The organism is Streptomyces canus (genome assembly GCF_030816965.1).
GTDB lineage: Bacteria > Actinomycetota > Actinomycetes > Streptomycetales > Streptomycetaceae > Streptomyces > Streptomyces canus_E.
In genome coordinates, this window is the sequence record NZ_JAUSYQ010000002.1 from 8,628,061 (window position 1) to 8,637,030 (window position 8,970).

Here is an 8,970-nt window from a genome sequence, read left to right on the forward strand (position 1 = left end):
CGCTGCCGGGCGGCTGTGACACCACTTCAGCGCATCATCTTTTGACCGTTGGAAAGGACATCATGAGTTCATCGGAGGCTCAGGGCTCTCGGCAGGCACTTCCCCAGGCGGTGGCGCCGGAAGTGGGCACGGTGGTGCCCCGTACAGGTCAGGCCGTGGGTTCACCGGAGGTGGAAGCGGCCACTGCTGTCGGCGGAACGGCTCAGGCTCCGTCGGCCGCCGGGGGCGCGGCATCGCCGGTTCCCGAGCCGGAGCCCGCATCCCCGCTCTCCATAGGGGTGTGGGAGGCGGACGTGGCAGGAGCCACCGCCACCACCTCTGAACCGGGGGAGGCGGACGCGGAGAGCGTCACGGCTGCTGATGAGGAGGAGGCGGAAGAGGCGCCTGAGGGTACGGCCGAGGCTGCGTCGGCTGCCCCGTCGGGGAGGCCGCACAAGAGCCTGCTGGCCGGGGCGGCCATCGTGGGGACACTGTTGATGACCGTGCCGTTCCTGGTGGGTGGTGACGGTGAGGATGTTCATGCGGGTCCGGTCGGTGCGACGCCTGGCACGGTGCTGGGCTCCCCGGGGGACGGAAGCGTCTATGGTGCCATCGGATCGGCGTCGCCGACCGATGGTGGCAGTCCCAGGACGACTCATCCGGTCGGGCATTCCGCGGCATCACACGGTGCCGGGGGCCCGGGAGCGCACTCGTCGGCTTCCGGGACGATGTCGCCCCCCCCGGCCGACACCGTCGGCTTCCGGGACGATGTCGCCCCCCGGCCGACGCCGGGCAGGGCCTTGTCCGCCGTCACCGGAGCGACGTCGTCCGGTAGTTCCTCGGCGGCCGCGGGCGTGTCCATCTGGAGCTATGCCTCGGGCCGTTGCATCGATGTCAGGGATGCCGGGGGCGATGGTACGCCGCTGCAGATCTGGGACTGCAACGGATTCGCGCAGCAGAGCTGGCGCTTCATGAGTGACGGGACGGTGCGCGCGCTGGGGCTGTGCATGGACGTCGCCTGGGGCAGTACCAGCGACGGTGCGGTGGTCCAGCTGGCCACCTGCAGTCATAATCCCGCCCAGCAGTTCCGGCTGAACTCCGCGCATGACCTGGTCAACCCGCAGGCGAACAAGTGCGTCGACGTGAAGGACCGGAAGACCGGTAACGGCACCCGCTTGCAGTTGTGGGACTGCAATGGCCAGGACATCCAGAAGTGGAGCACCGGCTGACCGGTCCTCCATGGCCGGGCAACGCATTGCCTGTACCCCTGCGGCCGTGACGTCCAGCGGCCGGCCCGGCCGACTGCGCAGCGAGCCGACCCCTGCACGTTGGGCGCCGCCAACAAGCGCACAACTGGACGCCCGAACTCGTCGAGTTTGGCAGGAATTCCTCTGGCTGAACCGTTTTCATCCTGAATATGTGCAGGTCATCAGGGTGTGGACGGCTTGAACTGCTGTGCCGATGCGGCGGATGGAACAGCGTGCTCGCTGTAGCAACCGCCAGGTCTTCAGTTGGGCGAAAGCGCGTTCGCCGGGGGCGCGGAGACGGGCGTGGTCGCGGTTGAACTGTTGGTAGTGGGCGGGTTGTTCGCGGTGGTGGTAGTGCGGGGTGCGGACGGTGGCGCCGGCGCCTTGGTAGACGCGGTCTGCCAGCATGAGAATCTGTCTCGTGAGGCAGGCTTGGACGATGCCGTGCGCGTGGGCTGCGGTCAGGTCGTGTGTGCGGCCCGGCATTGCGCGGGAGAACCACAGGGTGTGCCGTCCGGACGTGCGATGACCTGGATGTTCATGCCGTGCTGCTTGTGTTTCTGGGAGTAGTACGGCTCGTCCGCGGCGATGCGGTCGATGGGGATGAGCGTGCCGTCGACGATGACGAAGTCCCCTTCGCCCAAGCCGGGCCTCGTGCAAGCCGGGCGCCCAGGGGGCCAGGACCTCAAGAGTTTCGTGCACGTACCGCTACGCGGTCGCGGTGGAGACAGCGAACCCCGCCGCGACCTGGGGCAGCGTCTCGTTCTTGCGCAGGTGTACCAGCGCCAGCAGGGCCTGCTTGAAGCAACCCAACTTGCGCCATAGCGAGCGACGTTCACACCTTCGGGCATAGATGAGCCAGGACACATGCTCAACCAGCTCATAAGGGACATCGATCGTGGCGCGATACGGGACCAAGCGAGGCTTTTCGGACGATGGGCCTTGTCCCCGAGGGGTGGACACCTGTTCGTGTCGTTATGCGGCGATTGTCAGGGTAGCTGACTGCTGTTCGTAGGCGATCGGGGCCTGCTGTCCGTTCGCGGAGTGTCGTCGACGGGTGTTGTAGCGGGTGGTCCAGCGGAAGACGGCCAGGCGGCAGGCTCGGGCCCCGTCGAAGCGGCGGGCGCCGCGGAGCGTCTCGCGTTTGACCTGCGTTCCGCGTAATTCGGGGGTTCTGGAGTCCCTACCGGGTTGAAGGTGCAGGTCAGTGGGTTGAACCCAGCCTGATCCGCGCCGGTTCGTGATCTGCCACAACCCCGAAGCCGCCACCCGTGACCAGCACATACGCGAACAGCTCGTCTCCCAGCTCACGACCCTGATCGAAGACACCGACAAGCTCAGCGACTTCAAACGTGGCGAACTCCGCGACAAGATCGCCGACAAGCCCGGCCTCAACCGCTACCTCCGCGCCACCCCGTCCGGCAAGCTCCGCATCGACACCGCGAGGATCAGGACCGAGGAGAACCTCGACGGCAAGTACCTGCTGCGATGCTCCGACCCGGACCTGTCCGCCGAGGGCATCGCGCTCGGCTACAAGCAGCTCCCCGTTCGGTGGCCAGTTTCTGGTTCTCCTTGCGCACGGTCTTCAGCTCCGCGCGCAGGGCCGCCATCCCGGCCTCCAGCTCCTGCTTCGTGGCCTCGCTCACCGGGACACCCTCCGTGTTCGTGCTCGTCGTGCCGCTCTCACCACGGCGGGCCCGCTCGGCCCGCACCCAGTTGCGCAGCGTCTCCCGGCTGATGCCCAGGTCCATGCCGATGCCCTCGAAGGTGTGGCCCGGATCCGACAGGTACAGCGCGACGGCGTCCGCCTTGAACTCGGGCGAGTAGACCTTCACATAAGAGATCCCTCCTCCCCGGCCCCCACCGGCGCCGGGCTCAGAGGTGTCCACCGTTCCTAAAGACTGAGCGGGAGTGAGTCCTGTTGCCAGGTCTCATGCTCGGCCGAACGCCCCGGACGGTGTTGGGCGTTCTGGTTGCCCGCGTTCACTCCGCGTCCGGCGCCGACGGATCGTGTCCGTGGTCCGGGGATGCGGGGGCGGGTTCCCTCACGCCCAGGGATGCCTGGTCCGGCCTGGACGGTCCGATGCCCCGCACGATCACTCCGGTCGTGTGGGGGCGGTGTCGTCCGTCGCCGGATCGGGTGTCCCTGGGCGCGCCTTCCGATCGCCACGGCAGCAGCATCATGGCGAGTGGTTGTGCGAGTCGTGCTGGTCAGGGGTTTCTGCCAGTGCTGGGCGCCCCATCGGCTGGTGTAGGCCGGGTCGACGGCGATGACCGCGATACCCGTGGCGTCGGCCATCGAGGACAGCCGGGCGCGGAGTTTGCCGGTGGGCATGCCGGAGATCAGCTGCCGGAAGCGCTTTTTGCGCCCGTGTTTCTCCCGGGTCTTCTCGGCGGCGAAGTCCAGGTCCTCGACCGCGATCGCCTTGACGCCGCACGTTTGGGCCCACAGGAGGCGGGTGAGGGCGTGGCGGACCTGGGCGTCCCGATGCTCGGCGGTGCCGCTCAGGTCGTAGGAGAAGCGGCGCGGGCTGCCGGTGGGGTTGCCGTGGGTGTCGAGGTGCCAGGCGGCGAGGTGGTCGGCGTTCATGTCGACGCCGATCACGCCGTGGGCGAGCGCGGCCTCGATGGGGAGCGCGGGGGAGGGCGGGATCTGCCAGGAGGCCGTCACATACCAGCGGTCCCGGCCGGTGTCGTAGTGGATGCGGTAGGCGATCGCCCTGTTGGCCGCGACACGGTCCGCCCACTCGCCGCCCCGGTGCGCGAACGTGACCCTGGACGCGAGGGTGTAGCGGCTGTGCGGGGCGTTCGCCAGATGCGTGAGCGGTGCGGGGAGTTTGATGCTCACCTCGCCGTCGGGGCTGATGCGGATCGTCTCGTTGCCGTAGCGCTTGCCTGACTCCCCGTCCGCCTGACAGAACCAGCGCTCCGCCTCCCACCGCCCACGCCACGCGGACTCCGTGAGCTGGGCCGCCTCCAGATGGTGCCGGGCACGGGCCAGCCGCTTGCCGCCGCGCACGACGTGGACGAGTCCGGCCTCTCGGTCGGCCCGCGCTGCCGTCAGCCGGTCCTCCAGCACTCGCAGCCGCCTCGACTTCGCATGCCACTCCCGCTGGGACCGGTAACCCCCCGGCGCCTTCTTGCTCCCCTTCTGCCTGGCCGGCAGGGACAACCGGCCCTCGACGGTGCGAATACCGGCTTCCAGGTTCTGGATGTGCGCCAGCTGGCCACGGCGGGCCAGCGCCCACTGGTCATGCGTAGCTTTGGTGATCGACCCCGCCCACCGCGACGACGACAACGGCGTCAACTCCCGCTTACGCACCGCCCACGCCTCACCGCAATGCTCCAGACCATCCCGACAGCAGGCCTTGACATCCTTCGAGGCCAGCGACCCCAGATGCGCTCCCACCAGACGCAACACCTTCTCATCGCCCGGCGTCAGGTCCTTGAGGCGGGTCCGGACGGCGACACCGGACGGACCGGACGCGACGAACGGCGGCGCGATACTCCTCAGCTCCCCCACCCCGCCACCCCTCCCGACCCCGCCCGAAGAACCCGTCGCCATGGGAAACGAGCATCACCCGCCAAGGTCACGCATTCGAGGCGAGAACGTCAGTTCCCCACCAAGAACCAGCCCCACAGCCGAGACGCGCTACCCGACAAAAGCCACCCACACCCACTCCCGCTCACCAGAACGCCCTTGAACACACTCCAGCGACAGCAGCTCCATACCCCTCAGGGACAGGCCCCGATGAGTGGTGCGTAGAGAACACCACCGCAACGACCAGGAGCCTCGTCTCGTCACCCCACACCGCTGACCTGCACCTTCACCCCTGCAGGACAGGATGGAAACGGTTCACTGACGCGACCTCCACTCCGCCCCCCTCAGCCGCCTCGCGGCACACTTGGTCGCCCGCGGGGAATCGCCGCCGTCCGTTCACCTCTTCCTCTTCGGTGGCGAGGCTTTCTGTGAGGACCAGCGGTCCCTGATCGCCAAGGCGTTTTCCCACGCGGATGTCCGCTCACGGGGTACGCGTCGGTCGACGCCGGCGTCCTGGTCGCTCCGGTCGAGGGCGAAACGGACGCGAGGGCGCATCGGGTGCATCGTCCGCAGAAGCTGCTGGAGATTGTGGACGAGCACATCGGTGAGCCGATCCGTGAGCCGGGCCGACCGGGACTGTCGCAGGCCACCGATCTGCTCCGGCGCCTGATGCCGGTCATTCGGTATTGCCTGGGCGATAGGGCGCAATGGGGTGGACTACGAGGACGATGCTTCCGTCAACCGGAAGTCCTGGTCCCCAGGGATCCGACCGCTTCTGTACTCAGCTGCCGGAAGACCGACGTCCTGCCCCTGGTTCTGGAAGGAGCTCGGGCAACTCCAGCTTCCCGTCACGGTGTTGTGTGACTGAAGCCCACGGGCCTCTCGGCATGCTGATCGCGGGCCTTCCTCTGTGCCTCCCCGAGACGGGAAGCGGACCCGGGGCGGCGTACCCGCACAATCATGGGGCGCCCGCTGGGTCTTGGTGCGCCGTGCGGTAGCAAGGGCCGGAAGGGAAAGCTGTTGGTCCCTTTCGGGCATGACCGCGGGCGTCCGCTATCCGGATGCCCATGACGGAGCGCACATTGTTGCCAGCCTTGGCTTTTAGACCTGTTTGACGCACCGCAGGAGGAGGTGGGATGAGTCACGCTACCGAGCGCGGCATGGCCCTCCAGCGCGGGAAGCCGAGCGCACACGTGGCGAGTCGCCTTTTCTCGTCATCGCGGCAGTATGGCCGCGATGGTGGGCAACATCCTGCTCGCCCCAATGTGCTTTTCGACCGGACATGCGGCGATGAGCCGACGCGTGGTGAACACCGGCGCTTTCTTGCCTGCATCGCCCGTTGCGCCTCCTTACGTTCCTCGTGTTCGTCGTCCGTGACGGGCCATCAGTAATGGTCTGTCACTTTCCACCGGGCTTGGCCGATCGCCACTATCGGAGCGGCGTCGACGCCAGTTATGATGCCGCTGTCGCCGTGGCGGAAAAGATCGCCTAAGCGGTGTACAAGGCCGATCCGTGCGGCTCGACTTCCTCGCCGGCGAGGAAGTGTCCACCCTCGCCACCCCGGAGGGTTGGGGTGTGTCGGTGATCGTGGTCATGGTCTCGGACGACCACTCGGCATCGCGAGGGAACTACCCAAGTGAGCCCCTCTTCGTGTGATTCATCAGGCGCAGGACGATGGTGTCGTCGGTACTATTCAGTACGGAGAGGTGACTTTTTTATGGCGATCCAGGCCTCTCCGTTGGTGAACAACATGCTTTTCGTTCTCATTGGTGAGCGTTTGTTGCAGGCGAATGAGGATCTGGCTGGTGCCAGTCATGTGTCGTACCGGCGGTTGGCGAGGAATCTGGATGAGTTGTCCGATCTCATCGAGCAGTCTGTTGCGGGTGCTGCGAGGTCGTTGCCGGCTCAGGTCGGGCAGGATTATGTCCGTGCGATGGGTACGTTCGTGGACGGCGGGGGGACTGGTTACCTGAGGAAGTTCTCGGCGGATCTGGACGGAATTGCCGATGACCGGGTGAGGGCTTCGTATCAGATCCTGGAGTCCAAGTGGCAGATCATTGCTGAGGTGATCCGGCTTCTGATCGAGCTGGCTGTTGCCTTTGCGTTGTCCATGTTCAGTGGTGGGGCGGCTTTGGGTCGGGCGGCTGTGGCCAGGGCCCGTAGTCGTGCTGCGATCTTGGTGATTATGGCTGCGCTTCAGCGGCATGCGCTGCCGGCGGTGAGTGAGGCGTTCGAGGAGGCTTTCGAGACGTTCGCGGTGCGTCTGGGCATGATCGCTTTCACGTCTGGCGCGTTGAGTCCGAAGGGTTTCGACTGGAAGCAGATCGCGCAGGACGGGCTGATCGGCGGGATCATGGGGGCTGTCCACCACCCTCTGGCTGGTTTGTTGCAGGGCGCCACTGACGCGGCGAAGAAGGCTTTCAAGCGCGGGGCGCCGGTGAAGGATTTCGCCGGTGATGTTGTTGCGAAGACCGTTGCCAGGACGGAGGCGGCCGGTGTCAAACGGTTGCCTGGTGGTGGGGATGGTGTGGGGTTGGAGGGGCATGCGCATGCGCATGCGCATCCGGGAGTGGCGAGCAGTTCTCTTGCCGAGGGCGGTTCGGAGGCGTTGGCGGAGTTCGTGGGAAATGGGCTTTTCTATGGTGGGTGGTCCACTTCCTGGTCGACGTTCACCGGCGCGTCCCTCAGCGGTGTGAGCTCGCATGGGCTGCACTCGGGTGCGGTGGCGTCGGGTACGTGGATCAACAGCAATTTCGTGGTCAAGACCCCGCCCGTCACAGAGGGTGTGATGAACACCGTGCCGGGCCCGGACGTCGCGGAGGAACAAGACAGCCGCGGCACGCCTGGTGGCACCATGAGTGGTGCCGACGATGCCGGCGGCAGCGACGGCGGGACCGAACCGGTCTCGCTCACGCGGACCGCCGCCGTGAGCGCCTCGGACGGGGGGCGTTCTGAAGCGGGAGTCCCGCAGGGCGAAGCCCTGGAGCACCAGATCGCCGGCGATGCTTTCCCGGCTCCTGCGGTGAGTCGGCCCGATGCGCAGAGGGCTGTTGCGCAGGGTACCGCCCCGGGAGCGGCGGTTCCGGGTGCCGGTGACGTCTCGTCGGACGTGAGCGGTGTGGATTCTGTCTCTGACGGGCCCATGGCGGTGGCACCTGTGCCGGGGTCTGTGGTGAGTATGGCGAGCGGTGTGCCGGACGCCGGCAGCGGGCAGGTCCGTCCCGCTGCCGATCGCAGTGAGGTCACCGTCGGCGGTGTTGCCGCGCCTGTGGTGGGAGCCGTGGACGTGAGTGGCGGTGTTGCTGCGGGTGGTGCGGGTGGGGTCGGGGGCGAGGACGGTGGCGTGGTCCCGACCGCCGGTGTTCTTCCCTCCACGGCCGTCGAGTCCGCCCCGGCTGTCGCACCGCGTTCTGGTACAGCTGCCTCGGGATCGGCCGGCACGGCCGCTTCCGACGCCACGTGGCGGCCCGTGCGGACCACCTCTGATGATCCGATGGCGGGTCATGAGGAGCCTGCGGAGATGGACCAGGTGGCCGCGGTCGGGCGGCCGGCGGAGCCGGTGCGGACGGTGGACGGGGCCACGGCGGTCACGGCCAGGTCGGCCGACCCGAACCCTGCCCTCGCTGACACGGCGGACCAGTCCGTGGCGGTTTCTGCCGAGGCGGTGGCGGACCAGTCCGTGGCGGTTTCTGCCGAGGCGGTGGCGGACCAGTCCGTGGCGGTTTCTGCCGAGGCGGTGGCGGACCAGTCCGTGGCGGTTTCTGCCGAGGCGGTGGCGGACCAGTCCGTGGCGGTTTCTGCCGAGGCGGTGGCGGACCAGTCCGTGGCGGTTCCGGTGCAGGCAGTCGGCTCGGTCTCGGAACCCGGGGCCACGGCGAACCAGTCGTCAGCTTCCTCGAGCCGGGTCCCGGTCGAGGCGCAGCCCGGTCCCGCTGTCGCACCACGTTCCGGAACGGCTCCGGGGTCGGCCGCGGAGACGGGTGAGCGGGCAGCGGCTCAGCGGCCGGCGGAGCCGGTGCGGACGGTGAACGAGTCCCTGGCGGCGGTTTCGCTCCAGGGCGTCACTCCTTCCCCTGCGTCTACGTCGCAGGCGGTCACCCCGGCTTCCGCTCCTGCCCGAACTGTGGACCAGCCCGGCCCCGCTTCCGGCCAGTCGGCCGCCCCGGCCTCCGCTTCTGGCCGGACCGGGAATCAGTCGTCTGT

General features: G+C 67.7%; 6 protein-coding genes and 2 pseudogenes. 3 read left to right on the forward strand and 5 right to left on the reverse strand.

The annotated features are described in order from the left end of the window. Nucleotides 1-293: 293 nt before the first annotated feature. A complete protein-coding gene (locus tag QF027_RS40410; RefSeq protein ID WP_307080388.1) occupies nt 294-1,208 on the forward strand; it encodes an RICIN domain-containing protein in 915 nt (304 codons plus the stop codon). A 177-nt stretch (nt 1,209-1,385) separates the two neighbouring features. Here the strand turns inward: QF027_RS40410 and QF027_RS40415 are convergent. Continuing rightward, a pseudogene (locus QF027_RS40415) lies at nt 1,386-2,189 on the reverse strand (transposase family protein). A gap of 271 nt (nt 2,190-2,460) precedes the next feature. On the opposite strand from QF027_RS40415, the pseudogene QF027_RS50050 reads away from it, so the two are divergent. Next, nucleotides 2,461-2,769, forward strand: a pseudogene (locus tag QF027_RS50050) (IS1634 family transposase); the annotation flags it as partial. Here QF027_RS50050 and QF027_RS40425 read toward each other — a convergent pair. Continuing rightward, on the reverse strand, nt 2,675-3,061 hold the full coding sequence (locus QF027_RS40425) for a transposase (protein WP_373432466.1): 387 nt from the start codon (nt 3,059-3,061) through the stop codon (nt 2,675-2,677). The pseudogene QF027_RS50050 and the gene QF027_RS40425 sit on opposite strands and share 95 nt — an antisense overlap. A 59-nt stretch (nt 3,062-3,120) precedes the next feature. Then, a complete protein-coding gene (locus QF027_RS40430; protein ID WP_307080389.1) occupies nt 3,121-4,749 on the reverse strand; it encodes a transposase in 1,629 nt (542 codons plus the stop codon). A 1,530-nt stretch (nt 4,750-6,279) separates the two neighbouring features. Here QF027_RS40430 and QF027_RS40435 point away from each other — a divergent pair. Beyond that, the gene (locus QF027_RS40435; RefSeq protein ID WP_307080391.1) at nt 6,280-6,423 is read left to right on the forward strand and encodes a hypothetical protein; all 144 of its coding nucleotides are present in this window, start codon (nt 6,280-6,282) and stop codon (nt 6,421-6,423) included. Between the two features lie 37 nt (nt 6,424-6,460). Here QF027_RS40435 and QF027_RS40440 read toward each other — a convergent pair whose 3' ends face one another. Together QF027_RS40440 and QF027_RS40445 are read right to left on the reverse strand one after the other, a co-directional pair. After that, nucleotides 6,461-7,324, reverse strand: coding sequence for a hypothetical protein (locus QF027_RS40440; protein ID WP_307080393.1), 864 nt, complete (start codon nt 7,322-7,324; stop codon nt 6,461-6,463). 944 nt (nt 7,325-8,268) lie between these two features. Then, nucleotides 8,269-8,640: a hypothetical protein gene (locus QF027_RS40445; protein WP_307080394.1), complete on the reverse strand. Its 372-nt coding sequence runs from the start codon at nt 8,638-8,640 to the stop codon at nt 8,269-8,271. Nucleotides 8,641-8,970: the final 330 nt, after the last annotated feature.

Coding starts and splice junctions, on each gene's coding strand:
- QF027_RS40440 (WP_307080393.1), bottom strand. CDS start 7,324: ATGCGCATGCGCATGCCCCTCCAACCCCACACCATCCCCACCACCAGG.